22 protein-coding genes are annotated in these 24,822 nt (G+C 60.6%); 14 read left to right on the top strand and 8 right to left on the bottom strand.

The window, feature by feature from the left end:
• Nucleotides 1–38: 38 nt before the first annotated feature.
• Nucleotides 39–887: a formyltetrahydrofolate deformylase gene (purU, locus tag TX24_RS13130; protein ID WP_057710482.1), complete on the bottom strand. Its 849-nt coding sequence runs from the start codon at nucleotides 885–887 to the stop codon at nucleotides 39–41.
• 351 nt (nucleotides 888–1,238) lie between these two features.
• Here purU and mvaT point away from each other — a divergent pair, with 351 nt between their 5' ends.
• Complete coding sequence (gene mvaT, locus TX24_RS13135; protein WP_003193894.1) at nucleotides 1,239–1,613, top strand: histone-like nucleoid-structuring protein MvaT; 375 nt, start codon at nucleotides 1,239–1,241, stop codon at nucleotides 1,611–1,613.
• Nucleotides 1,614–1,703: 90 nt separating this feature from the next.
• Here the strand turns inward: mvaT and sbcB are convergent, their stop codons facing one another.
• Complete coding sequence (sbcB, locus tag TX24_RS13140; RefSeq protein WP_057710483.1) at nucleotides 1,704–3,131, bottom strand: exodeoxyribonuclease I; 1,428 nt, start codon at nucleotides 3,129–3,131, stop codon at nucleotides 1,704–1,706.
• Between the two features lie 166 nt (nucleotides 3,132–3,297).
• Here sbcB and TX24_RS13145 point away from each other — a divergent pair, with 166 nt between their 5' ends.
• Genes TX24_RS13145 through TX24_RS13170 form a run of 6 tightly spaced genes read left to right on the top strand, consistent with a single transcriptional unit; the run spans nucleotide 3,298 to nucleotide 9,968 of the window.
• Nucleotides 3,298–3,990, top strand: coding sequence for an RDD family protein (locus tag TX24_RS13145; protein WP_003193896.1), 693 nt, complete (start codon nucleotides 3,298–3,300; stop codon nucleotides 3,988–3,990).
• The gene (locus TX24_RS13150) at nucleotides 3,987–4,967 is read left to right on the top strand and encodes a stage II sporulation protein M (RefSeq protein WP_034134384.1); all 981 of its coding nucleotides are present in this window, start codon (nucleotides 3,987–3,989) and stop codon (nucleotides 4,965–4,967) included. The genes TX24_RS13145 and TX24_RS13150 overlap by 4 nt, the downstream gene beginning before the upstream one ends.
• Nucleotides 4,954–6,483, top strand: a complete 1,530-nt coding sequence (locus TX24_RS13155) for a DUF4129 domain-containing protein (RefSeq protein WP_057710484.1) — start codon at nucleotides 4,954–4,956, stop codon at nucleotides 6,481–6,483. Before TX24_RS13150 ends, TX24_RS13155 begins: the two co-directional genes overlap by 14 nt.
• A complete protein-coding gene (locus TX24_RS13160) occupies nucleotides 6,480–7,637 on the top strand; it encodes a DUF4350 domain-containing protein (protein ID WP_057710485.1) in 1,158 nt (385 codons plus the stop codon). Before TX24_RS13155 ends, TX24_RS13160 begins: the two co-directional genes overlap by 4 nt.
• Nucleotides 7,634–8,629, top strand: a complete 996-nt coding sequence (locus TX24_RS13165) for an AAA family ATPase (RefSeq protein ID WP_003193900.1) — start codon at nucleotides 7,634–7,636, stop codon at nucleotides 8,627–8,629. Before TX24_RS13160 ends, TX24_RS13165 begins: the two co-directional genes overlap by 4 nt.
• Nucleotides 8,630–8,636: 7 nt before the next feature.
• Nucleotides 8,637–9,968 carry a DUF58 domain-containing protein gene (locus TX24_RS13170; protein WP_057710486.1) on the top strand — a complete coding sequence of 444 codons (1,332 nt, stop codon included), beginning with the start codon at nucleotides 8,637–8,639 and terminating at the stop codon, nucleotides 9,966–9,968.
• A gap of 52 nt (nucleotides 9,969–10,020) precedes the next feature.
• On the opposite strand, the gene TX24_RS13175 is transcribed toward TX24_RS13170, so the two are convergent.
• Entirely contained in the window at nucleotides 10,021–10,380 is a 360-nt protein-coding gene (locus TX24_RS13175) for a PilZ domain-containing protein (RefSeq protein ID WP_034134388.1), read from the bottom strand.
• 221 nt (nucleotides 10,381–10,601) lie between these two features.
• The gene (locus TX24_RS13180; protein ID WP_057710487.1) at nucleotides 10,602–10,976 is read right to left on the bottom strand and encodes a tetratricopeptide repeat protein; all 375 of its coding nucleotides are present in this window, start codon (nucleotides 10,974–10,976) and stop codon (nucleotides 10,602–10,604) included.
• A 173-nt stretch (nucleotides 10,977–11,149) separates the two neighbouring features.
• Here TX24_RS13180 and pyk point away from each other — a divergent pair, with 173 nt between their 5' ends.
• Nucleotides 11,150–12,601 (top strand): pyruvate kinase, encoded by a 1,452-nt coding sequence (pyk, locus tag TX24_RS13185; protein ID WP_003193904.1) that lies wholly within the window; start codon nucleotides 11,150–11,152, stop codon nucleotides 12,599–12,601.
• A 163-nt stretch (nucleotides 12,602–12,764) separates the two neighbouring features.
• Here the strand turns inward: pyk and TX24_RS13190 are convergent, their stop codons facing one another.
• Nucleotides 12,765–13,706 carry an iron-sulfur-binding ferredoxin reductase gene (locus TX24_RS13190; RefSeq protein ID WP_057710488.1) on the bottom strand — a complete coding sequence of 314 codons (942 nt, stop codon included), beginning with the start codon at nucleotides 13,704–13,706 and terminating at the stop codon, nucleotides 12,765–12,767.
• A 303-nt stretch (nucleotides 13,707–14,009) separates the two neighbouring features.
• On the opposite strand from TX24_RS13190, the gene TX24_RS13195 reads away from it, so the two are divergent.
• The 4 genes from TX24_RS13195 (at nucleotide 14,010) to TX24_RS13210 (ending at nucleotide 20,866) form a co-directional block, all read left to right on the top strand.
• Nucleotides 14,010–15,533, top strand: a complete 1,524-nt coding sequence (locus tag TX24_RS13195; protein WP_003193907.1) for a fumarate hydratase — start codon at nucleotides 14,010–14,012, stop codon at nucleotides 15,531–15,533.
• Between the two features lie 658 nt (nucleotides 15,534–16,191).
• Nucleotides 16,192–17,958: an ATP-binding protein gene (locus TX24_RS13200; RefSeq protein ID WP_003193909.1), complete on the top strand. Its 1,767-nt coding sequence runs from the start codon at nucleotides 16,192–16,194 to the stop codon at nucleotides 17,956–17,958.
• The gene (locus tag TX24_RS13205; protein ID WP_003193910.1) at nucleotides 17,952–19,277 is read left to right on the top strand and encodes a sigma-54-dependent transcriptional regulator; all 1,326 of its coding nucleotides are present in this window, start codon (nucleotides 17,952–17,954) and stop codon (nucleotides 19,275–19,277) included. The genes TX24_RS13200 and TX24_RS13205 overlap by 7 nt, the downstream gene beginning before the upstream one ends.
• A gap of 269 nt (nucleotides 19,278–19,546) precedes the next feature.
• Nucleotides 19,547–20,866: an MFS transporter gene (locus tag TX24_RS13210; RefSeq protein WP_003193911.1), complete on the top strand. Its 1,320-nt coding sequence runs from the start codon at nucleotides 19,547–19,549 to the stop codon at nucleotides 20,864–20,866.
• A gap of 100 nt (nucleotides 20,867–20,966) precedes the next feature.
• On the opposite strand, the gene TX24_RS13215 is transcribed toward TX24_RS13210, so the two are convergent.
• Nucleotides 20,967–21,722: a COG4705 family protein gene (locus tag TX24_RS13215; protein WP_003193912.1), complete on the bottom strand. Its 756-nt coding sequence runs from the start codon at nucleotides 21,720–21,722 to the stop codon at nucleotides 20,967–20,969.
• A gap of 177 nt (nucleotides 21,723–21,899) precedes the next feature.
• Here TX24_RS13215 and TX24_RS13220 point away from each other — a divergent pair, with 177 nt between their 5' ends.
• Nucleotides 21,900–22,532, top strand: coding sequence for a flavin reductase family protein (locus TX24_RS13220; protein ID WP_003193913.1), 633 nt, complete (start codon nucleotides 21,900–21,902; stop codon nucleotides 22,530–22,532).
• Nucleotides 22,533–22,660: 128 nt separating this feature from the next.
• On the opposite strand, the gene TX24_RS13225 is transcribed toward TX24_RS13220, so the two are convergent.
• Together TX24_RS13225 and TX24_RS13230 are read right to left on the bottom strand one after the other, a co-directional pair.
• Nucleotides 22,661–22,906, bottom strand: coding sequence for a hypothetical protein (locus TX24_RS13225; RefSeq protein ID WP_003193914.1), 246 nt, complete (start codon nucleotides 22,904–22,906; stop codon nucleotides 22,661–22,663).
• Nucleotides 22,907–22,947: 41 nt separating this feature from the next.
• Nucleotides 22,948–23,289 (bottom strand): antibiotic biosynthesis monooxygenase family protein, encoded by a 342-nt coding sequence (locus TX24_RS13230; protein ID WP_003193915.1) that lies wholly within the window; start codon nucleotides 23,287–23,289, stop codon nucleotides 22,948–22,950.
• 327 nt (nucleotides 23,290–23,616) lie between these two features.
• On the opposite strand from TX24_RS13230, the gene TX24_RS13235 reads away from it, so the two are divergent.
• Nucleotides 23,617–24,546, top strand: a complete 930-nt coding sequence (locus tag TX24_RS13235; protein ID WP_003193916.1) for an AraC family transcriptional regulator — start codon at nucleotides 23,617–23,619, stop codon at nucleotides 24,544–24,546.
• The last annotated feature ends 276 nt before the right edge of the window (nucleotides 24,547–24,822 follow it).

Raw genomic sequence — 24,822 nt, forward strand, 5'->3', positions numbered from 1 at the left:
CCTCCAGGCCCCTGCGTCTTTCAATCAAAACCGCTGAATCAGAAAACCACGGTCTTGTTGCCGTGCACCAACACGCGATCCTCCAGGTGGTAGCGCAAGCCACGGGCCAACACCATTTTCTCGACGTCACGGCCGAAGCGCACCATGTCTTCAATACTGTCGCTGTGGCTGACGCGCACCACGTCCTGCTCGATGATCGGGCCGGCGTCCAGCTCTTCAGTCACGTAGTGGCAGGTTGCACCAATCAACTTCACGCCACGCAGGGAAGCCTGGTGATACGGCTTGGCACCGACAAACGACGGCAAGAAGCTGTGGTGGATGTTGATCACTTTGCCCGCGTATTCGCGGCACAGCTGCGGCGGCAGGATCTGCATGTAGCGCGCCAGCACCACCACATCCGCGTCGTGCTGCTTGACCAGGCGCGACACCTCGGCAAATGCCGGCTCCTTGTCCTTTGGGTTGACCGGCACATGGTAATAAGGGATGCCATGCCATTCGACCATGCTGCGCAGGTCGTCGTGGTTGGAGATCACGCAAGCAATCTCGCAATCGAGTTCGTCGCTGTGCCAGCGGTGCAGCAGGTCTGCCAGGCAGTGGGATTCGCGGCTGGCCATCAGCACCACGCGTTTCTTCTGCTCTGTATCAGTGATGTGCCAGGTCATCGAAAACTCTTCGGCAATCGGCGCAAACGCCTCGCGGAAGGCTTCCAGGCCAAAGGGCAGCGTATCGGCACGGATTTCGTGACGCATGAAAAACCAACCACTGAGATCGTCCGAGTGATGGCTCGCCTCGGTGATCCAGCCATTATGGGAAGCCAGAAAGTTACTGACCTTGGCAACGATGCCAACCCGGTCCGGGCAAGCAATCACCAGCCGAAAAGTGCGCATTAGGGGAAAACTCCAGAACTTCACAAAGGCGGCTATTCTAGCGATTACGCAAAAAAACTGCAGTATTCCCTTGCACCTGATCTTGAGCCCTCGCCGTGGCAACACCCCTTAATCGTGTAAGGTTTTACCACCGCTATATGACGGTACAACGGTATGCTCAGGCCAGTAGCAAAAAATTAACGCGATTATCTTTGCGCATAACGCATTCTAATTAACTCATCGGCCAGGTTTTCTCACACACATTCAATGTCATTCGCCTGAATAACGTCTTAAATGTTTACTTGATGAAATTGCCTGACTATTATTAGGCCACTCACCCTGTCAATCAGCGTTCTACATAAGGTAGTCCACATGTCACTGATCAACGAATACCGCGCCACCGAAGTAGCTATCAAAGAGCTGCAAGCCCGTTTGAAGAACCTGTCCGAAGACGACAAGCTGAAAACCGAGCTGGAATTCGAAGGCAAATTGCGCACCCTGATGGGTGAATACTCCAAATCCCTGCGTGACATCATCGCGCTGCTGGATCCAGAGTCGAAAGTTAAAGCACCACGTGGCGCTGTGAAAACTACCGGCACCAAGCGTGCTCGCAAGGTCAAGCAGTACAAAAACCCGCACAACGGCGAAGTGATTGAAACCAAAGGTGGCAACCACAAAACTCTGAAAGAGTGGAAAGCCAAGTGGGGCGGTGACGTAGTTGAAGGTTGGGCAACCCTGCTGGGCTAAGCCCGGTCGGACGTTCACCCGATACGTCACACATGAAAAACGCCAGCTTGCTGGCGTTTTTTATTGTCGGAATATTCTGTAGTTATGCGCCTACAGATTCAGGCGCGCCGCTAAGGAATCTACATAGTCCTGCCATTGCGCCAGTACCTGACACTGAAACGATGTAGCACTAACCGCCAACTCCTCACGCGCCTGCTTAAATCCCAACAGGGTATTCGGCGCCCCCCACTGCGCATCCGACAAACGTTGCTGACAGAAAAGTTTCCAGCGTTGTTGCTCCTCATTGTTCAAGGTTTCAGGAAAGTTACGCGCCCGGTAGCGAAATAATAATTCCGGCAAACGATGATCATCGAACGGCCACTGCTGACGGGCCAACTGCGCAGGCTCCGCCATGCGAACTTGCTCACATAAACGACGGTCACGGTCACCAATAAAACCATCGTAGAGCTGCTGCTCCGGGTCCGCGTTCGGCGCAAAGTCTTCCTCGGCATAAATGGCCGCTAACTTGTCCCGCCAAACTTCCTGTGCGTCAGTTAGCCGCAGCGCTCGCGCAAGGCAAGCCTCCTTATCCAGTTGCAGGCGCTCCAGGTCTTGCGGGCGCAGCACCTTTAACGGCGCGACCACCGGGCAGCGGTTGATATGCAGCAACTTGAGCGGAACCGGCAGCTCACCTTCGGCCAACTCATCGCGGCGCGTGTAAAGGCGCTGGCGCAGGGTCGCCGCATCCAGGTCCAACAGCCCTTGTGGATCGAGCCCCAGGTCACAGACGATCAAGGCATTGCGATTGCGCGGGTGCCAGGCCAGGGGCAAGACCACGCCCAGGTAATGGCGCTCGGCAGAGAAACGCCCGGAGATATGCACCATCGGTTGCAGCAACCGCACCTCATCCATAACCCGCTGTTTGCTGCGCAGTTGAAACAACCACTCATACAACTTCGGTTGTTTGTCTCGGACCAACCGCGCCAGGGCGATGGTTGCACGCACATCCGACAACGCGTCATGGGCCTGGCCATGGTCGATGCCGTTGGCCTCGGTCAAGCGTTCGAGCTTGAGGGTCACACGCCCTTCCTGCTCGGGCCAGTTGATGCCCTCCGGCCGCAGGGCGTAGGCGGTGCGCATGACATCGATCAAGTCCCAGCGGCTGTTGCCGCCCTGCCACTCGCGCGCATACGGGTCGAAAAAATTGCGGTACAGACTGTAGCGCGTCATTTCATCGTCAAATCGCAGGGTGTTGTAGCCGGCGCCGCAGGTACCTGGCGCGGCCAGTTCGGCGTGCACCCGGGTCATGAAATCGGCTTCGGCAAGGCCCTTCTCGGCGAGGATACCCGGCGTGATACCCGTGATCGCGCACGCTGCCGGATGAGGCAGGATATCGTCGCTGGGCTGGCAATACAGATTGATCGGCGCACCGACCTCATTGAGCTCAAGGTCGGTGCGGATCCCGGCTACCTGGAGCGGACGATCGTTGCGCGGGTTGATGCCGGTGGTTTCATAGTCGTACCAGAAAATCGAGGTCACGGGCTATTCCTGTGCTGAAGACCGACAAAGTCTAGGCGCTGCAAGGCGTTTGGGGCCAGCGATACCTTACTGTATAAATATCCAGAAAAACCTCGGGTGGTTGCTTCCATCCTCGACACTGCTAGCATCCGTGTTTCTAAGTCGCCTCGCACTGCCAAGGATCGCAATGCCATCAACGCCTTTGGATACCCACTATCAGATAGAAACGCCGGAGGGCATCGACCTGCCCCTGCGCCCTGCTGGCCTGCCCTCCCGGGCATTGGCGTTTGCATTCGACCTGGGCGTGCGCGGGATCATCATGGGTATCCTGCTGGTGCCACTGGCGTTGCTCGGCAATGTGGGGGTCGGGCTGGGTTCGCTGCTGCTGTTCCTGGTGAGCTGGTGGTACATGGTGTTGTTCGAAGTGCTCAACCAGGGCTGCTCGCCGGGCAAGCAGGTCATGGGCCTGCGCGTGGTACAGGATGACGGCACGCCCATCGGCTGGTCGGCATCGCTGATCCGCAACCTGCTGCGTTTTGTCGACATGCTGCCCTTCGGTTATTTCCTCGGCGCGATCAGCTGCCTGCAGCATCCGCACTTCAAGCGGCTCGGCGACCTGGCGGCCGGTACGCTGGTGGTATACCGCGAACTGCCGCTGGCACGCCCAAGCATCCCTCAAGCACCCGCCCTGCGCCTGCCCTTCGCACTGGCGTTGAGCGAACAGCGGGCCATCCTCGGTTTCGCCGAGCGCCAGGCCGAGCTCTCGGCCGAACGGGTGCATGAACTGGCCGCCATCCTCGCAGAGCCTCTGCAGGTGTCTGCACCGCGTGCCGTGGAGCAACTCAACGGTGTAGCCCGTGGTTTGTTGGGGCCGACATGAAGCAGAGCCTTTTTGAAAGCCGCCACCAACACCAATGGCAAACTTTCGCCGAGCAGTTGACGCAACTGGAGCAAGGTAAAGCCAAGGCCACCGACGTTGCCGACTTCCCGCATCAATATCGACGCCTGTGCCAACACCTGGCCCTGGCTCAACAACGCGGCTACAGCAGTTACCTGGTCGACCCGTTGCAACAACTGGCACTGCGCGGCCATCAACAACTGTATCGCCATCGCAGCCAACTGACGGCAAACATACTGGCATTTCTTCTCGCCGACTTCCCGCGCCTGGTACGCGAACAGTGGCGCTTCGTGCTGATCGCCGGCCTGCTGTTCTTTGGCAGCCTGGTGGGGATTGCCCTGCTGGTGTACCTGTTCCCCGACCTGGTCTACAGCATCATCAGCCCCCAGCAGGTGGCCGAGATGCAGAGTATGTACAACCCCGACGCCAGCCGTCTGGGCCGTGCTGCCGAACGTGCCTCCAGCGAAGACTGGATGATGTTTGGCTATTACGTGATGCACAACATCGGCATTGCCTTCCAGACCTTTGCCGCAGGCCTGTTGTTTGGCCTGGGCAGTGTGTTTTTCCTGATTTTCAACGGTCTGGTCATAGGTGCGGTCTCCGGGCACCTTACCGACATCGGCTATGGCCAGACTTTCTGGTCGTTTGTCATTGGTCACGGCGCATTCGAGTTGACCGCCATCACACTGGCCGGTGCCGCGGGCTTGCAACTGGGCTGGTCACTGGTCGCCCCCGGGCGCTTGGCGCGCAGCGAGGCCCTGCGCCTGGCCGCGCGCAAAAGCGTACGGATGCTTTGCGGTGTCATGGTGTTTCTGTTGATCGCAGCCTTTATCGAAGCCTACTGGTCCTCAACCACTCGCATTGAGCCCTGGATCAAATACGCAGTAGGCGTCGCGCTCTGGCTGCTGGTGGCCGCTTACCTGACCCTGGCCGGGCGGAGTCGCCATGCGCCTGACTGACGCCAGCGTAGTGATTCGCCCGCGCACTTCCTGGGAAGCCATGGACCTGGGGGTGCTGATGGCCAGGGAACACCGCGCCCTGCTGATGGGCAGTTGGGCGCTGGTGAGCCTGCCGGTATTCAGCCTGTTGACAGTGCTGCTCTGGAATTACCCGTCTTTGGCCATGTTCCTGTTCTGGTGGCTCAAGCCGGCCTTCGAGCGCTTGCCGCTGTATATTCTTTCCAAAGCCCTGTTTGGTGAGCCCCCCGGCCTCAAACAGGCCGTTCGCCATTGGCCGCAATTGCTCAAGGGGCAACTGTTCGCCAGCCTGACCTGGCGGCGGCTGAGCATGAGCCGCAGCTTCACCCTGCCCGTCAGCCAACTGGAAGGCCTGGACGGAGACGCCCGTCAACGACGCCTTGGGGTGTTGCTGCAACGCAACGCTGGCGCCGCACGCTGGCTGACGACGATCGGCGTGCACCTGGAAATCGGCCTGTGGTTTGGCGCCATGGCCCTGTTCTATCTCTTCATCCCGCAACAGATCGAACTGGACTGGGACTGGCAACGGCTGATATTGGCGTCAGGCTCGGACGTGCTTTGGCTGGAGCACCTGAGCAATGCCTTCTACGCCCTGATCCTGGTGTTCTGGGAACCTATCTATGTCGCCTGTGGCTTCAGCCTGTACCTCAACCGCCGCACGGTGTTGGAGGCCTGGGACCTGGAACTGGTATTCCGTCGCCTGCGCCAGCGCCTGAGCAACGTCGCACCGCTGTTGTTGCTGGTCGTCGGCTTGGCGCTGCTACACGTCAGCCCACCCGCCATGGCAGATGAAGCCACAGCCCATAAGCCCCTCAGCACCCAGGCCGCCAGCCAATCCATCCAGGCATTGCTGGAAAAGCCACCTTTCAAGAACCCGGAAACCGTCACACGCTATCGGTTTGGCGAAGAAAAAACGCCGGTTAAAAACAAGGCCAAGGGCGACGGCAGGTTACCTGGCTGGCTCCAGGCACTGCTCGACAACTTCAACAGCGACACCTTCAAATACGTCGCCAAAACCTTGGAAATACTGCTCTGGAGCCTTGTGATTGGCGGCCTGGCCCTGGTGTGCTGGCGTTACCGTGAATGGTTGCGCACCTTCGTCAGCCGCCTTGGGCCCACTCGCACGGCCGCTCCCTCGCCCGTTCCTGCCCAACTGTTCGGGCTGGAGCTGGGCACCGAGACATTGCCCCAAGACATCGCCAGTACCGTCGAACAGCTATGGCCCACCCAGCCCCGGGAAGCTCTTGGCCTGCTGTATCGTGGTTTGCTCAGCCGGCTGTTGCATGAGTTCGACCTGCCACTGACAAACGCCGATACCGAGGGGCAGGTGCTGGAGCGTGTCCATCATTTGCAACAACCGCAGTTACTCGCGTTCAGCGACGAACTGACACGCCACTGGCAAAACCTGGCCTATGGTCACCGCCTGCCGCCTCCTTCAGCCCAACAAAAACTGTGCAGCGATTGGCGTGCTCTCTTCAGTGGCGGAGCGGGCCAATGAATCGCGCGTTATTGTGGATAGCGCTGTTATCGGCATGCCTGTTGGGTGCGGGCGGCCTTTATGCCTGGCACAAGGCAATTCCCTACGAGGAAGTGGTAGATCGCGGCCCGTCACCAGAGGCACGCGCCAACCCTTACCTGGCCGCTGAGCACTTTCTGCGCCAGCAAGGCGTGGTGGTGGCGCATGCCAATGGCCTTGAACGACTCGCCGAGCTGCCCGCCAAAGGCCATAGCCTGTTGCTGCTGGGGGAGCGCAGCAACATGACCCCACGCCAGGTCGAACAACTGCTGGGCTGGGCAAAAGCCGGCGGCCACCTGCTATTAGTCGCCGAAGCATTATGGGATGAGGAAACCGGCACCAGCGGTGACCTGCTGCTTGATCGCCTCACTGTCCGTCAAACCTTGAGCGACACCTTCGACGAACCCGCGCCACCGCGTAAAAAAACCAAGCCGGACCTGACCAAGCTGTATGTCGACAACGAAACGGCACCGGCCTATTTCAGTTTTGACACCGACTTCAACCTCACCGACCCCAAGCATCTGGCGCAGTTTTCCGCCAACAGCGCCAAGTCCAGCCACCTGATGCAACTTGACCTTGGGCAAGGCCGCGTAACGGTGATCACCGACAGCGACCTGTGGAAAACCGCGGATATCGGCAAACATGATAACGCCTGGTTGCTGTGGTATCTGAACCAGGGCACTGACGTCACCTTGCTGTTCAACAGCGACACAGACGACCTGTTTACCCTGTTGTTGCGTTATTTCCCCCAGGCCCTGGTCACCCTGATTGCGCTGGTTGCCCTGGGGCTGTGGCAGGCAGGCATGCGCCACGGCCCGGTCCAGGCACCGGCGCCCAAGGCGCGTCGCCAGTTGCAGGAACACTTGAAGGCCAGCGCGGATTTCCTGTTGCGCCGCAGTGGCCAGGGCACGTTGTTGAAAGCCTTGCAACACGACATTCTGCGCGTAGCCCGGCGACGCCATCCTGGGTTTGAACACCTCGATGCGCCAGGGCAACGCCAAGTGCTGGAGCACCTTACGCGACAACCCCCTCATATCATCAGCCAGGCGTTAGAGCCCGTTGCGCTGAAGCGGCTTTCCAGCGCCGACTTCAGCCGACAGGTGGCGTGCCTGCAAACCCTCAGGAATGCCTTATGAGCGACTCTCCACTGGCCACCGCCCTGACCGCCGAAAACCTTCAGCATGCCAGCCAGCAGGCCCAGGCGCTGCGCGTGGAATTGCGCAAGGCCGTGATTGGCCAGGACCTTGTGATTGATGACGTACTCACCGCCCTGATCGCAGGCGGCCATGTACTGCTCGAAGGCGTGCCTGGCTTGGGCAAGACCTTGCTGGTACGCGCCCTGGCCCGCTGCTTTGGCGGTGATTTCGCCCGTATCCAGTTCACCCCGGACCTGATGCCCAGCGATGTCACCGGCCACGCCGTGTACGACTTGCAGACCGAACAGTTCAAACTGCGCAAGGGGCCTTTATTCACCCACCTGCTGCTGGCCGACGAGATCAACCGGGCACCGGCCAAAACCCAGGCAGCGCTTCTCGAAGCCATGCAGGAACGTCAAGTGACCCTTGAGGGTGAGGCATTACCCATCGGCCAACCCTTTATGGTGCTGGCGACCCAGAACCCCATCGAGCAGGAAGGCACCTACCCACTGCCCGAGGCCGAGCTGGACCGGTTCATGCTCAAGGTACGAATGGACTACCCAGATGCTCTACAAGAGCTGGATATGGTCCGCGAAGTGACGCGCTCGTCCAAGGCCGACATGCTGGAGGTACAGCCGTTGCGTACGGTGCTGCAAGCCGAGGACGTAGTAACGATGCAGCAAATTGCCAGTGACCTGCCGTTGGATGAGCAGGTGCTCGACTACGCCGTGCGCCTGGCCCGTGCCACGCGCAGTTGGCCGGGGCTGGCCATCGGTGCCGGCCCCAGGGCCTCCATTGCCCTGGTACGCGGCGCCCGTGCCCGTGCGCTGTTGCGCGGTGGCGAATTCGTCACCCCCGATGACATCAAGGGCTGCGCCCTGGCGGTACTGCGTCACCGGGTACGCATCGCACCCGAACTGGACATCGACGGCCTTGAAGTCGACCAGGTGCTCCAGCAGTTACTCGACCAGATTGCAGCACCAAGGCAATGACGCGGCCATGAAACCGACTCGTCTGCTGCTGACCTGGCTGGGCGTTCTGCTCGGCTTGAACATCTTGCTGGGCGCCTCGGCAGCGTTGCAGTTCAAAGTGCCCGCCACCTTGCATTCGGTAGCCTGGGGCCTGCTGCTGGCCCTGTTGCTGCTGGCGATGCTGGATGCTGCACGCTTACGTCGCCGCCCTTCGGCCCGCGTGTACAGGGCATTGCCCGGTAGCCTGGCGCTGGGGCGCTGGGAAGAAATACGCCTGTGCCTGGAGCACGACTACCCGCAACCACTGACCGTGCAGGTGTTCGATCACGTGCCCGATGGCTTGGCTGTGGAGAACCTGCCTCAATTCATTCAACTACGCCCCGGTGAACGTGCTCAGTTGGGCTATCGCGTGCGCCCCTTGCGGCGCGGGCACTTCCATTTCAGTCGCTGCGAGCTGCTGCTGCCCAGCCCACTGGGGCTGTGGTCTGCACGACGCTGGGTCGTTACCCACGATGCCACCCGCGTTTACCCGGATTTCGCACGTTTATACGGTGCGCAGTTGCGAGGTGTGGATAACTGGCTGAGCCAACTGGGCGTGCGCCAACATCAGCGGCGAGGATTGGGCCTGGAGTTTCACCAACTGCGCGAGTTTCGTGAAGGCGACAGCCTGCGTCAGATCGACTGGAAAGCCACCGCCCGCCAACGAACGCCCATTGCCCGGGAATATCAGGATGAGCGCGACCAGCAAATCGTGTTCATGCTCGATTGCGGCCAGCACATGCGCAGCCAGGATGATGAACTGCCCCATTTTGACCACGCCCTCAACGCCTGCCTGCTGCTCAGTTATGTCGCCTTGCGCCAGGGCGATGCCGTAGGGCTGTGCACGTTCGCCAGCGACCAGCCGCGCTACCTGAAGCCGGTCAAAGGCAGTGGCCAATTGAACCTGTTGCTCAATGCGGTCTACGACCTGCAGACCACGCGAAAAACCGCCGACTACCAGGCTGCCGCCAGCCAATTGCTGGCACGGCAAAAACGCCGGGCACTGGTGATCATCGTCACCAACCTGCGGGATGAGGAGGATGAAGCCTTGATGGCCGCCGTCCAGCGTATCAGTAGGCATCACCGGGTATTGGTGGCCAGCCTGAGGGAAGAGGTCCTCGACCAACTACGCCAGGCGCCTGTGCAGACACTGCCCGAAGCGCTGGCTTACAGCGGCACGATCGATTACCTCAACACCCGCAACCAACGCCATGATCGCTTGAGTGCTCATGGCCTGTCGGTGCTGGATACCTTGCCATCGGCGCTGGGTGCCGGGCTGGTCACGCGCTATCTGGAGTGGAAAAAGGCCGGGGTATTCTGAGGATGACTGCGCAGGGGCACGCCCAGGAAACGGCCACGACCCCACGCATAATTCAGACAGAGGCCTGCAAAGGATAAAAGCTGAAGTACTGCAACAGCGCGTTGATCAGGTGCCGGTACTCTTCGGGCGCCTCAAGCACGCTGAACCCCGAGTCGTAATGCTGCGGGGTGACATCTTCATGGCTCCACAAGCAGGTTGCCGTGAGGTCAATTGCCTTGAACTCGCCCTGCGCCACCGGCACTTTCAAGCGCAGCTCGAAATCCACGTCGGTCATCATGGGTAACGAGCTGATCAGCATCAGACCGTTTTCAGACACATTTCCAAGATAGCCGATTGGCTTGTCAGTAATACGATTGAACACCTGCAGAAAATACGGCAGTTGATGCCGCTCGATCCGTCGTTCGGTAAACATGGTGAAGTCGCCATCCAATAGCCAAAAATCTGGCCGTGCCAGTGATTCGGAACAAGCAATCGCTCGCTCTCCCTGGATCTCGGTGTGACAACAGCTACCGCTTGTCACCAAACAGCTGCCGAATCCGGGCATTGCATCCGTTCGAATGGGTACTGCACAAACAGACATTCAAAGAATAGCGCAAGACTGGCGACAGGCCAGCCATGAAGCGACAAATACCCTTACAACGACTCAGGCCTTGGTTTTGCCAGGCCTGCAGCCGGCAGATGCCCCAGTTGCTGCAAGGTATCGAGCCGCGCACGGGCTCGATAGGCGTACTCGCTCGACGGGTAGTGGCCGATGATGAACTGATAGGTCTGTGCGGCATCGACAAAGAGTTTCTGGCGTTCCAGGCACTGCCCACGCAACATCGAAACCTCCGGTTGCACGTAGCGGCGAGTTCGGCTCTCGCGATCGACCTGGGACAACTCCAGGGTGACACGCTGGCAATCACCGACCCCATAGGCGCGGTAAGCGTTGTTCAAATGGTGGTCCATCGACCAGCGGGTACAGCCGACAACACTGACGGCCAGGGCAGCAACGAGCAAAATTCGCATGGGGTTCTCCTGTCTTGTGCAGTGTATCGACCCCTGGTCGAAAATCTTCAAGGCGTTTGCCCATTCAACCGCAGCCAAAACAAGCCAATCGTCGATAAGTAGTGCAAACGAACAATGACTACAACGAAAGAGCATAGTAGCCTTCCCCAGCGCTTGAACTCAGGAGTCCGTGCATGTCCGTCCGTCGTACCAAAATCGTCGCCACCCTTGGCCCGGCCAGTAACTCGCCGGAAGTCCTCGAACAGCTGATTCTGGCTGGTTTGGACGTCGCCCGTCTGAACTTCTCCCACGGCACCCCGGACGAGCACAAGGCTCGCGCCAAGCTGGTGCGTGACCTCGCCGCCAAGCATGGCCGCTTCGTTGCACTCTTGGGCGACCTGCAAGGCCCGAAAATCCGTATCGCCAAATTCACCAACAAGCGGATCGAGCTGAAGATAGGTGACAAGTTCACCTTCTCCACCAGCCACCCGCTGACCGAAGGCACCCAGGACGTGGTGGGCATCGATTACCCGGACCTGGTCAAGGACTGCGGCGTCGGTGACGAACTGCTGTTGGACGACGGCCGTGTGGTGATGCGCGTCGACACCGCCACGCCGACCGAACTGAACTGCACCGTGATCATCGGCGGCCCGCTGTCCGACCACAAAGGCATCAACCGTCGCGGTGGTGGCCTGACGGCGCCGGCCCTGACTGAAAAAGACAAGGCCGACATCAAGCTCGCCGCCGAAATGGAAGTGGACTACCTCGCCGTGTCCTTCCCGCGCGACGCCGCCGACATGGAATACGCTCGTAAACTGCGCGACGAAGCCGGCGGTACCGCCTGGCTGGTGGCGAAGATCGAACGCGCTGAAGCCGTGGCCGACGATGAAACCCTCGACGGCCTGATCAAGGCTTCCGATGCCGTGATGGTTGCCCGTGGCGACCTGGGCGTGGAAATCGGTGACGCCGAGCTGATCGGTATCCAGAAGAAGATCATCCTGCACGCACGCCGCCACAACAAAGCGGTGATCGTTGCGACCCAGATGATGGAGTCGATGATCCAGAACCCGATGCCGACCCGTGCCGAAGTGTCCGACGTGGCCAACGCCGTGCTCGACTACACCGACGCCGTGATGCTCTCGGCTGAAAGTGCTGCCGGCCCGTACCCGCTGGAGGCCGTGCAGGCCATGGCGCGTATCTGCGTCGGTGCCGAAAAGCACCCGACCAGCAAGACCTCCAGCCACCGCATCGGCAAGGTCTTCGAAAGCTGCGACCAGAGCATCGCCCTGGCTGCCATGTACACCGCCAACCACTTCCCGGGTGTCAAGGCCATCATCGCCTTGACCGAAAGTGGCTACACGCCGTTGATCATGTCGCGCATCCGTTCCTCGGTGCCGATCTACGCGTTCACCCCACACCGCGAAGCCCAGGCCCGCGCGGCCATGTTCCGTGGCGTGTACACCATCCCGTTCGACCCGGCTTCGCTGGCACCGAACGAAGTCAGCCAGAAGGCGATCGACGAGCTGGTTAAACGCGGCGTTGTGGAAAAAGGCGACTGGGTCATCCTGACCAAGGGCGACAGCTACCACACCACCGGTGGCACCAATGGCATGAAGATCCTGCATGTGGGCGACCCGCAGGTCTGAGTGACAGGCTGAAAAACAAAAGCCCCGCCATGTGAATGGCGGGGCTTTTTGCATTTCACTGCAAGCCAATATGTCGAATTTCAGGGCCTCATCGCAGGCAAGCCAGCTCCCACAGTAGTCCGTGTCTGGTCAGACAATTCGGTCTACTGTGGGAGCTGGCTTTTCATAAATTGGAAGGACTGGACAGAAACACATCCGCCAGCAATTGATTACGCGGCAGTCCCGCCAGAAACAAGCGCTTGGAAAACGCCTCGACGCTGGCGGGGTGCCCACAGAGCAAGGCCAGGGTTTGCCGGGAAACAAGCCGCAGTTGCGCCAATGCCGGCTGCAACTGCGCCGCAGTCCATAGCTCCACGGTCAGGTTCCCATGCTGGGCGGCAAGGGCTGCCAGGGGTTTAGTCAGGTAATGAGCCTCGGCCTCATGGGCGAGGTGAATCACGCGAATCTCGCCTTGGTGATCCTGGCGCAGTGCCTCGCGCAACACCCCCCATAAGGGCCCCAGGCCGGTACCGGAGGCCAGCAGCCACAATGGCCGCGATTGCCAGTCGGGATCATAGTGCAGCGCTCCGCCCCGCAGTTCGCCCAGGCGCAGAGGCTCACCGACCCTCAACTGTCGCGCGGCATCGCTGAATGCACCAGGCTGGCGGCACTCGATATGAAACTCCAGGTACGGCTCCTCCTGAGGCAGGCTCGCCAGAGAATAAGGGCGCGCCACCTGCCCCGCCCACAGCACCAGATGCTGCCCGGCGCTGTACCGCAGAGCACGTTCCGGTTGCAGGCGCAGGCGCAGTACCGTCGAACTCAGCCAATCGGCGCCCACCACCTGGGCGGGCAGGCCATCGCGCTGGGGGTCAAACGCTTCGACCTTCAGGTCCGCACTGACCCGGCACTGGCACGCCAGGCGCCAACCTTGCTGGCGTTGCGTCGGGCTGAGGGCTTCGGGCTGCTGGTCGTCGACCTTACCCTCGCAACGCACCAGGCACGCATGGCAACTGCCGGCCCGGCAACTGAAGGGCACGGCCACGCCGGCCTGATTCAAGGCATCCAGCAGGTTGCTGCCGGAGGTGACCGACCAGTGGCGTTCGCCGACGTAGAGTTCAGGCATAACGCCGTTACCTCTCTAGGTAGGAGCGAGCTTGCTCGCGAAGATCGCTAACGATAACGCGGACAACCCGATGAAACCCACCAGATTCACGCTTTTCGCGAGCAAGCTCGCTCCTACCGATAACCGGGCCGGGCATTCGTGACCATAGTCGGGTGTATCGGCCACCGTGCCGGGTTATACTGCCGCGCCTTTTTAGCGTCGCGCCTGCACCATTCTGGCGTGCCTTGGAAAGATGGCTTCAGCCGACCGATGCAACACTGACGCCATCTTTATTGAATGTTCCCTTATAGAGGAGCGCGACTCATGACCGTGATCAAGCAAGACGACCTGATTCAGAGCGTTGCCGACGCCCTGCAATTCATTTCCTACTACCACCCCGTTGATTTCATCCAGGCCATGCACGAAGCCTACCTGCGCGAAGAATCGCCGGCGGCCCGTGACTCCATCGCCCAGATCCTGATCAACTCGCGCATGTGTGCCACCGGCCACCGCCCGATCTGCCAGGACACCGGTATCGTCACCGTGTTCGTGCGCGTGGGTATGGACGTGCGTTGGGACGGCGCCACCATGGGCCTGGACGACATGATCAACGAAGGCGTGCGTCGCGCCTACAACCTGCCGGAAAACGTCCTGCGCGCCTCGATCCTCGCCGACCCGGCCGGTGCCCGCAAGAACACCAAGGACAACACCCCAGCGGTCATCCACTACTCCATCGTCCCGGGCAACACCGTGGAAGTGGACGTGGCGGCCAAGGGTGGCGGTTCCGAGAACAAGTCGAAAATGGCCATGCTCAACCCGTCCGACTCGATCGTTGACTGGGTGCTCAAGACCGTTCCGACCATGGGCGCCGGCTGGTGCCCACCGGGCATGCTCGGCATCGGCATCGGCGGCACCGCCGAGAAAGCCGCGGTAATGGCCAAGGAAGTGTTGATGGAGTCCATCGACATCCACGAGCTGAAAAAGCGCGGCCCGCAGAACCGTATCGAAGAAATGCGCCTGGAGCTGTTCGAGAAGGTCAACCAACTGGGCATCGGCGCCCAGGGCCTGGGTGGCCTGACCACGGTGCTCGACGTAAAGATCATGGACTACCCGACCCACGCCGCCTCCCTGCCGGTGTGCATGATCCCTAACTGCGCCGCCACCCGTCACGCGCACTTTGTGCTCGACGGCTCGGGCCCGGCGTCGCTGGAAGCGCCACCGCTGGACGCCTACCCGGAAATCGTCTGGGAAGCCGGCCCATCGGCCCGTCGCGTCAACCTCGACACCCTGACCCCGGAAGAAGTGCAGAGCTGGAAGCCGGGCGAAACCGTACTGCTCAATGGCAAGATGCTCACCGGTCGCGACGCGGCGCACAAGCGCATGGTCGAGATGCTGAACAAGGGCGAAACCTTGCCGGTGGACCTCAAGGGCCGCTTTATCTACTACGTCGGCCCGGTTGATCCGGTGCGCGAAGAAGTGGTTGGCCCTGCTGGCCCGACCACCGCGACGCGGATGGACAAGTTCACCCGCCAGATCCTCGAGCAAACCGGCCTGCTGGGCATGATCGGCAAATCCGAGCGCGGCCCGACCGCCATCGAAGCGATCAAGGACCACAAGGCCGTGTACCTGATGGCCGTGGGCGGCGCCGCTTACCTGGTGGCCCAAGCCATCAAGAAGTCGCGCGTGGTTGCCTTCGCCGAACTAGGCATGGAAGCCATCTACGAGTTCGACGTCAAAGACATGCCGGTCACCGTTGCAGTGGACAGCAAAGGCGAGTCCGTCCACATCACCGGTCCTGCCATCTGGCAGAAAAAGATCAGTGACAGCCTGGCGGTAGAAGTGCAGTAAGCACCTGCTCCAAAAGAAAAAAGGCGACTGCAGCCCCATGGCCCAGTCGCCTTTTTTATGCCTGAAGCAAGGGACTGCTCCTGATCTTGCTCTTGATCTGCTTTTGATCTTGATCTCAGGCGCCCCGTTAAACCACGCTGGCCGAACGCAGGCTTGAATTCGTGGGTAACCCGGCAGGACGCCGGGTTAGCCGCCCCGCGCCATGGATGGCGCGTGGCGGCGGCCCACGGATTCAAGCCTGCGTTCGGGCACACCGAGCCTAGGCGAGGTGCCGAGTGGTGGGGCAAGAGCGTTTTGCTTACTTTGCCGCTTTTGCAAAGTGAGCCGCCGTCAGGGCGGAACCCTAAGTGGCCGTTACCTAACTAACGGATATGTACTCAATCTGATCCCACATCCCGGTCGGCTGTCAGGCCGCCTTCGCGAGCAAGCCCGCTCCCACATTGCGATCGTGGGGTGTCAGGTAGATAGCCGTCGGCTGGCAAGCCGTCATCGCAGGCAAGCCAGCTCCCACAGTTGGATCGCGGGGCGTCAGGTAGATAGCCGTCGGCTGGCAGGCCGTCATCGCAGGCTTGCCAGCCCCCACACAAGCGCCTTGGCCACAAGATATGTGCCGCCCATGCTATGGTGCTCGCCCCTTACCGTGCCTGTTCATCATCGTATGATCGTGATCCCTCGCCCCCTGCGCCTGACCTTCTATTCCCTGTTGATCATCGCCGGTGCGGTGCTGGCCGCCGCCTTGGCCACGCGCCATGCCGAACGCCAGGCCTTGGTGGACGACGCCGCCCGTGCCAATCAGCAGCTCGCGCTGTATGCCAACTCGCTGCACACCCTGATCGAACGCTACCGCGCCCTGCCCGCCGTGCTGGCGCTGGATTCGGAGATGATCAGCGCCTTGAAGGGCCCGCTGGACGCCGCTACGCAAGACCGGCTCAACCGCAAGCTGGAGCGTATCAACGGCGCTGCGCAGTCTTCGACCCTGGAACTGATGGACCGCACCGGCCTGGCCGTGGCCGCCAGCAACTGGAACCTGCCCAGCAGTTATGTCGGCCACAATTACGCGTTCAGGCCGTATTTCAGCCAGACCTTGAGCCAGGGCACCGGGCGCTTTTATGCAGTGGGCGTTACCACGGGTATTCCGGGTTACTTCCTGTCCAGTGCGGTCGTGGATGAGCACGAGCAGTTCCTCGGCGCCATGGTGGTCAAGCTGGAGTTCCCCGAGCTGGAACGCGAATGGGCCCAGGGCAATGACCTGCTGTTGGTCAGCGATGCGCGGGGCATCGTGTTTATCGCCAACCAGCCGGGCTGGCGTTATCGCAACCTGCGGCCGTTGTCCGAAAATGACCTGGCCGAACTCAAGGCCACCCGCCAATACGACAAAAAGCAACTGCAGCCACTGGACACCCAGCCCCTGCAACGCTTTGACGAAAACAGCCACTTGATCCGCGTCAACGGCCCCGACGGCAACGCCAATTACATCTGGGAGTCGCTGGCGCTCAAGCGCGAAGGCTGGACCCTGCACCTGTTGCGCAAACCCCAGTTTGCCTTTGAAGATCAACGCAACGCGGGCCTTGCCGCTGCGGGTTCGTGGCTGGCACTGGTGTTCTTGGTGCTGTTCCTCAGCCAGCGCTGGCGCCTGGCCCGCTTGCGCCAGCGCAGCCGTGAAGAACTGGAGCAATTGGTCCAAGAACGCACCCAGGCGTTGCGCACCGCCCAGGATGGTCTGGTGCAGTCGGCTAAGCTGGCGGCACTGGGGCAGATGTCAGCCGCCCTCGCCCATGAAATCAACCAGCCACTGACCGCCCAGCGCATGCAACTGGCGACGTTGCGGCTGCTGCTCGACCATGGTCGCGTGGACGATGCCTACAAGGCCCTCACACCGCTGGATGACATGCTCACGCGCATGGCCGCGCTCACCGGCCACCTCAAGACGTTCGCGCGCAAGAGTCCCAGTGGCCTGCGCGAAAAGCTGGACCTGGCGACGGTGGTCGACCAATCCTTGCACCTGCTCGACGCACGCCTGCGTGACGAAGCCATCGGTGTGGTGCTGGACCTCACCCGCCCGGCCTGGGTACGTGGCGACGCGATCCGCCTCGAACAGGTGCTGATCAACCTGTTGCGCAACGCTCTGGACGCCATGGCCGACAAACCGCGCAAGCGCCTGGAAATCCGCCTGCACGCCGATCAGCAGCTGTGGCAGTTGAGCGTCTGCGACAGCGGCGGCGGGATTGCAGAAGAACACTTGGGCAGTGTGTTCGACCCGTTTTTCACCACCAAGCCGGTGGGCGACGGACTCGGCTTGGGACTCGCGGTGTCCTACGCTATCGTGCATGAACTGGGCGGACGCCTGAGTGCCGCTAACCGTGGCGATGGCGCGACTTTCACCTTGACCCTGCCTATCGCCCTGGAGACGCCAGACCTATGTTGAACGCTGTGATTGTGGTCGATGACGAAGCCAGTATTCGCACGGCCGTCGAGCAATGGCTGAGCCTGTCGGGGTTTGACGTGCAGTTGTTCAGCCGCGCCGAAGAGTGCCTGGCGCAACTGCCCAAGGACTTTGCCGGGGTGATTCTGAGCGACGTGCGCATGCCGGGGCTCAGCGGTCTTGAGTTGTTGGCCGAGGTGCAGCGCCGCGATGCCGATTTGCCGGTGATTTTGCTCACCGGTCATGGCGACGTGCCGATGGCCGTCGAAGCCATGCGCGACGGGGCTTACGACTTCCTGGAAAAACCCTTCAGCCCCGACGCCTTGCTCAACAGCCTGCGCCGGGCGCTGGACAAGCGCGGCCTGATCCTGGAAAACCGCCGCCTGCATCAACAGGCCGATCATCGTGCGCAGTTGGAGTCCAGCCTGCTGGGCGTGTCCAAGGGACTGCAAAGTTTGCGCCGCCAAGTGCTGGACCTGGCGAGTTTACCGGTCAATGTGCTGATTCGTGGCGAGACCGGCAGCGGTAAGGAGCTGGTCGCCCGCTGCCTGCATGACTTCGGCCCACGCGCCAAGAAGCCCTTCGTGGCCCTCAATTGCGCGGCGATCCCCGAGCAGTTGTTCGAAGCCGAACTGTTCGGGCATGAAAGCGGCGCCTTCACCGGCGCCCAGGGCAAACGTATCGGCAAGCTGGAATATGCCCACGGCGGCACCTTGTTCCTGGATGAAATCGAAAGCATGCCCCTGGCCCAACAAGTGAAATTGCTACGTGTGTTGCAAGAGCAGAAGCTGGAGCGGCTGGGCTCCAACCAGAGTATCCAGGTGGACCTGCGCATCATCGCCGCCACCAAGCCCGACCTGCTGGAAGAGGCCCGTGCCGGGCGTTTTCGCGAAGACCTGGCCTATCGGCTCAACGTCGCGCAACTGCGCCTGCCGCCCTTGCGTGAACGTCGCGAAGATATTCCGCTGTTGTACGAGCATTTTGCGCAAAGCGCCGCCGAGCGTCTGGGCCGCCAGGTCGAGCCCTTGAGTGGGCCACAGCTGGGGCGCCTGCTCAGCCATGACTGGCCGGGCAATGTGCGCGAACTGGCCAACGTCGCCGAGCGCCAGGTGTTGGGGCTGGACGAGCCGGAACCGCAAGGGATCGAAGCCGGGCAATCGTTGGCGGCGCAGCAGGAGGCGTTCGAGGCACACTGCCTGAAGGCCGCTTTGACGCGTCACAAGGGCGATATCAAGGCGGTGCTGGCCGAGCTGCAACTGCCGCGCCGTACCTTCAATGAGAAGATGCAGCGGCATGGGTTGGTAAGGGAGATGTTTGTGTAGCGACCTTTGGATCGCCATCGCGGGCAAGCCCGCTCCCACATTTTGGTCTGTGAACACAGCAGGTGTGGGAGCTGGCTTGCCTGCGATGGCGTCGGCAGCCATAAGCGGATTTCCGCTCATCACCCCAAAACCATCAGCGACTTTCCGCTCAAAAAAATCCCGCAACCCTTCTATTCCGGGCCTTCCTCTACCTGGCACAGCTCCTGCTATAGCCCCAACAGGCTGCGCACGCGCCGCTCCATAAAAACAACTAGATGAAGGATCCTTCAATGGATAACTCCAACACCGTGCCTCTGGGATCGACGGCCGCAAAAGCGCAGGAGCGCACCACCTCCAGCCGCATCAAATCGATTTTCAGCGGATCAGTCGGCAACATGGTCGAATGGTACGACTGGTACGTCTACGCCGCCTTCTCGCTGTATTTTGCCAAAGCCTTCTTCCCCAAGGGCGACACCACTGCCCAACTGCTCAACACCGCCGCGATTTTCGCCGTGGGCTTCCTGATGCGCCCGATCGGTGGCTGGCTGATGGGCCTGTACGCCGACAAAGTCGGGCGTAAAAAAGCCTTGATGGCCTCGGTGTACCTGATGTGCTTCGGCTCGCTGCTGATTGCCCTGAGCCCAGGCTATGAAGTCATTGGTATCGGTGCGCCGATCCTGCTGGTGTTTGCCCGCCTGCTGCAGGGCCTGTCGGTCGGCGGCGAATACGGCACCTCTGCCACTTACCTGAGTGAGATGGCCACCAAGGAACGTCGCGGCTTCTACTCCAGCTTCCAGTACGTGACCCTGATCTCTGGCCAGCTCATCGCGCTGGCGGTGCTGATCGTGCTGCAACAGGTGCTCACCACCGAGCAGTTGTACGCCTGGGGCTGGCGTATCCCGTTCGCCATCGGTGCCTTGTGTGCAGTGGTCGCGCTGTACCTGCGTCGTGGCATGGAAGAAACCGAGTCGTTCACCAAGAAAGAAAAAGCCAAGGAAAGCGCAATGCGCACCTTGATGCGCCACCCCAAGGAACTGATGACCGTGGTCGGCCTGACCATGGGCGGCACCCTGGCGTTCTACACCTACACCACCTACATGCAGAAATACCTGGTGAACACGGTCGGCATGAGCATCTCCGACTCCACCACCATCTCGGCGGCGACGCTGTTTCTGTTCATGTGCCTGCAACCGATCATCGGCGGGCTGTCGGATAAAGTCGGCCGCCGCCCGATCCTGATCGCCTTCGGCGTGCTTGGCACCCTGTTCACCGTGCCAATCCTCACCACCCTGCACACCATCCAGAGTTGGTGGGGCGCGTTCTTCCTGATCATGGCGGCGCTGATCATCGTCAGCGGCTACACCTCGATCAACGCCGTGGTGAAGGCCGAGCTGTTCCCGACCGAAATCCGCGCCCTGGGCGTGGGCCTGCCGTATGCCTTGACCGTGTCGATCTTCGGCGGTACCGCTGAATACATCGCGCTGTGGTTCAAGAGCATCGGTATGGAAACTGGCTACTACTGGTACGTGACCGCGTGTATCGCGGTGTCGTTGATGGTTTACGTGACCATGAAGGACACGCGTAAACACTCGCGCATCACCACCGACTAAAAAATGTGGGAGCGGGCTTGCCCGCGATAGCGGAGGATCAGTCAAAGTTGTATCAACTGACCCACCGCCTTCGCGAGCAAGCCCGCTCCCACATTTAGTCTTAGGACAACTCTGCGGCCTCATTGCGCCCATAGCGCCGCTGCGCATACGACGCGCCAGCAATCATCACCACCAGCACCGCAGCCAATACCGCGGATGAACCGATGGTGCCGAAATCCAAGCCGCCTTTTTCATGGGGTTTGGTCAGAAAATCCCCCAAGGTCGCGCCAAACGGCCGTGTCAGTACAAACGCCACCCAGAACAACAGTACCGACGAGATGCGGGTGAAGTACTTGAGTACCACCACCGCGGCGATGGTCGAGCCGATCAACAATGCGCCACCGGCGAAGCCCAGCCCCGAATCGTCCGCGAGGAAATCGCCCAATGCGGTGCCCAAGGTGTTGGAGAACAGGATCGCCATCCAGTAAAACAGCTCCCCTCGGAAGGTCTGCACCTTGTTCACGTTCAGCGAGTCACCACTGAGGTGCCACAATGCAAAGATGATCATCAGGATCACGATCAGGATCATCGACCCGGTGGCGTAGCCCAGCCCCAGCGTGCGGTCCATGAAGTCGGACATCGTGGTACCCGCAGTACTGGTAGACAAAATCACGATCCAGTACAGCACCGGGTTGTAGGCTTTCGACCAGAGTTGCGTCACCAGGGTCACCAGGAACACGCTGATGAGGATCATGGAGCTGATGGCGTATCCAACGTTCAAGGTCATCGACAGCAAGTCCCCGGCGGTTTCGCCCAAGGTGGTTGCGCAGATTTTCATGACCCAGAACGCCAGGGTGATCTGAGGAAGTTTGTTCATGCAGTAGATAGCTCCAAGGCTCAGTCTTATAGGGGGTATTGACCTTGGGCGCAGACTGAAGGGAAAGCTGTGAAAAATAGGTGGGCGATGTATGAAAAATCCATCGGTACGATGGAAATTCACCGCCATGAATTGCACTATGACCGCCTCCCAAACCGCGTAGCAGGAACCCCGGCCATGCCTGACGACATCCACTATTACGAACCCGCCAACGGCCACGGCCTGCCCCATGACCCGTTCAATGCCATCGTCGGCCCACGCCCGATTGGCTGGATCTCCTCGCACGATCGCGAAGGCCGCCTGAACCTGGCGCCCTACAGCTTCTTCAATGCGTTCAACTACATTCCGCCGATCATTGGGTTTTCCAGTGTCGGGCGTAAAGACAGCCTGAACAATATCGAACAGACCGGAGAATTCGTCTGGAACCTGGCCACCCGCCCGCTGGCCGAGCAGATGAACCAGAGCTGCGCGGCCGTATCGCCCGAGGTGAATGAATTCGAACTCTCCGGGCTGACGCCGGTGGCTTCGAAAATCGTTGGCGTACCACGGGTGGGCGAGAGCCCGGTGTCGTTCGAGTGCAAGGTGACGCAGATCATCCAACTGCAACGTGCCGACCAACAGTTGGTGCCAAGCTGGCTGGTGCTGGGCGAGGTGGTTGCGGTGCACATCGCCAAATGGTTGCTCAAGGATGGGATCTACGACACTGCTGCCGCCGAGCCGATTTTGCGCGGGGGTGGCCCGGCGGATTATTTCCAGCTGGGGCCGCAAGCACTGTTCAAGATGTACCGCCCAGGCGCCACAAAACCCTGACTGCAATGCAATCAAAACTGTGGGAGCTGGCTTGCCTGCGATAATAGCGGTGGGTCAGTTAACCCAAGAGTGACTGATACACCGCTATCGCAGGCAAGCCAGCTCCCACATTGGTTAGGTGTGCTGCCTCAGCGTTCAGCAGTCGCCCAGGTCAGTTGGCCTTCTGCATCCACATCGACCAGATGCTCAAGTTGCAGCGTCGCCGCATCATCGGCATCCGAAGCCGTCTTGAACGTCTGCCCATCAAGGATCTTGTGAAACTTGGGTGCGCCCATGCCATCCAGTGCCTTGACGGCGACGGCGGCGCTGTAGCCACCTTCGCCCGGTACTACGGCGGAAACGGCTTCGTGGTGGGCAAATTGTTTACGTGCCATGTTGCAGGTCCTGGCCAATGGAAAGTCGGCCATTCTAACCGTTAACCGGCCAGTTGCAGGTACTCGCCGTAGGCCTGTGCCGCCGATGCGTCGGTGAAGGTCTGGAAGTCCATGCTACGCACGACCATGTCATTCAGCAGCTCGGTGAAGATCATCAGGGCCGGAGAGTTGAAGTAGGCGCTCATGGCCTGCTCGCTGCTCCAGAACCCGGACACCAGCCACACATCGGGGTCGACCTGGGAGTGCTGCAACGAGAATTGCAGGCAACCCTGGGCCTGGCGACCTGGTTCGATCAAACTGCTCAAGCGTGCACCGAGTTCGGTGCTGCACCCGCTACGGGCGCGGATAAAGGCCATATGGCTCGCGGGAATGGGGGTGGACATGTTCGACTCTCCCGTTGAGAAGTGATGCTCGGCAAGCACAATGAGGGCGTGTTGCCACAGGATCAAAGATAACGGCGCGGGCGTGGGCGCGGTTAGTCGATTCCTGCAGGCTTCTTGCACAATCCTGCGAGAAGCGTAGGGAGGACGTTCGGCCCCAGGATTTATTCCAGGCCCAGGCCTCATGTTTCAGGCTGATGACAGGCTGCGCACTTGCCTGATTCACGCTATCTCGCAGGATCAGGCAAGGATCCTGCAGAATCGACGTAACACTTTCTGAAAAGCCGCCGCTAAGCTGAGCCCATCAAAGCCGCGTGTAGAGGACGCCCCATGCCGTCGCCCGAATCCAAGCCCGTTCCCCTCGATGCCGAGATGGAGAAACAACGCGCCGAGCTCGCCAGTATCGTGCACCGCCATACCTGGGAGGACGGCTCCTACGGCACGGCGATTACCTCGCTGTACCTGAACCGCCACAATGCGCCCCGGGATTTCATGCCGGTGCTGGTGGAACCCGCGCTGTGCATCCTCGCCAGTGGCAGCAAGGAAGTGCGCCTGGCCGACGAGATCTTTGCCTACGACCCGCTCAACTACCTGGTGTTCTCGGTGGCAATGCCGGTGGCCGGCCGCATCATTGACGCCACCGCCGAGGACCCGAACCTCTCGGTGCGCATCAACATCGACCCGGCGCAGCTCACCGCGCTGATCGCAGAGGCCGGGCCGATGGGCGTGCCCTCACGCCCGACCTCGCGAGGCATGTACGTCGACCGCATCGATCACGCACTGCTCGATGCGGTGCTGCGCCTGACCCGCTTGCTGGACACGCCTAAAGACATCGCGATGCTCGCGCCGCTGATCAACCGTGAAATCCTCTACCGTTTGCTGCGTGGCCCGCAGGGTTATCGCCTGTATGAAATTGCTGTGGCTAACAGCCAGAGCCATCGGGTGAGCCAGGCAATCACCTGGTTGAATGGCAACTACGAACAGCCGCTGCGTATCGACGACCTGGCTAAGGAAGTGAACCTGAGCGTCTCGACCTTGCACCACCGGTTCAAAGCGATCACCGCCATGAGCCCGCTGCAATACCAGAAGCAACTGCGCTTGCAGGAAGCGCGGCGGCTGATGATCGCCGAAGGGCTGGAGGCTTCGGCGGCGGGGTATCGGGTGGGGTATGAAAGCCCGTCGCAGTTCAGCCGGGAGTACAGCCGGTTGTTTGGTGCGCCGCCGCTGCGCGACCTGGCCCGGTTGCGCCAAAGCATCTGATGTACGCGGAGTAAAATGTGGGAGCTGGCTTGCCTGCGATGGCGGCCTGGCAGCCGACACTTATCTACCTAATGCCCCACGATCCAACTGTGGGAGCGGGCTTGCTCGCGAAGGCGGCCTGACAGTCAACACAGTTGGATTGTGTACATATCCATTGCTGCGGTAACGGCCACTTAGGGTTCCGCCCTGACGGCGGCTCACTTTCGAAAAGCGCGAAAGTAAGCAAAGCGCTCTTGCCCCACCACTCGGCACCTCGCCCAGGCTCGGTGTGCCCGT

Origin of the sequence: Pseudomonas lactis, from assembly GCF_001439845.1 — a bacterium.
Lineage (GTDB): Bacteria > Pseudomonadota > Gammaproteobacteria > Pseudomonadales > Pseudomonadaceae > Aquipseudomonas > Aquipseudomonas lactis.